The 794-nt window shown below is 58.9% G+C and carries 1 protein-coding gene; it reads left to right on the forward strand.

Translation table 11 applies throughout. The features are described 5' to 3' along the window. A partial coding sequence (locus ACXJ7R_RS34945; RefSeq protein WP_457155776.1) for an ABC transporter substrate-binding protein occupies window positions 1–794 on the forward strand: 794 nt, incomplete at both ends.

Below are 794 nucleotides of genomic sequence, written 5' to 3' on the forward strand. Positions count from 1 at the left end.
ATTCTGGAACAGCTATGTCGCCTTCATGAAAAAGGGAGCGGATGAACTCGGCGTGAATCTCGTCGTGCTCAACGCCGACAACAAGCCCGACCAGATGGTCAAGTCGCTCGAGGATCTGGTGGCCCAGAAAGTCGATGGCATAATCTTCACGCCCTATTGGGCCACTGCCGCTCGTGGACTTACCTTGGCGAAGGAAGCCGACATACCGGTCATCCTCACTGACAGCTACCCGGATTTTTCGCCTCAAACCGAGCGTTTCCCAAACTACATCGCCTTTATCGGGCCGAGCGATGAAGACGCCGGATACCAAATGGCCAAGGCGCTGTTCGCTGCGATCAAGCCCGGGCCGGACGGTAAAAAAGTGATCGGCGTGGTCAACGGCACCGCCGGCACCTCGGTCGCCATTGATCGTCGCAAGGGTCTGGAAGACGCTCTCAAGGAAGCTCCCGATGTGCGTGTCGCTGGTGAGGTCGATGGCAATTTCGTCCGTGATACTTCGCAGACGGCATTTGAATCGCTCTTCCAGGGGAATCCGGAGATCACCGGCGTCTGGGCTGCGAACGGCGGCACTGCGACCGGCGTGATGGCCGCTCTCAAGAACCACGGGAAAACGCCGGGGAAGGAGGTCATGGTCGTCGGAATGGATCTCAACCCTGAGAATGTCGAAGCGGTAAAGTCCGGCGATCTGCTCTTCGACATCGGCGGTCATTGGCTTCAGGGCGGCTTCGCCCTTGTCGCCCTCTTCGACCAGATCAAGGGCGTTCCGGTTCCCGCGGGCGCTGACAATGTCAAGC

This window comes from Mesorhizobium sp. P5_C1 (genome assembly GCF_054049815.1).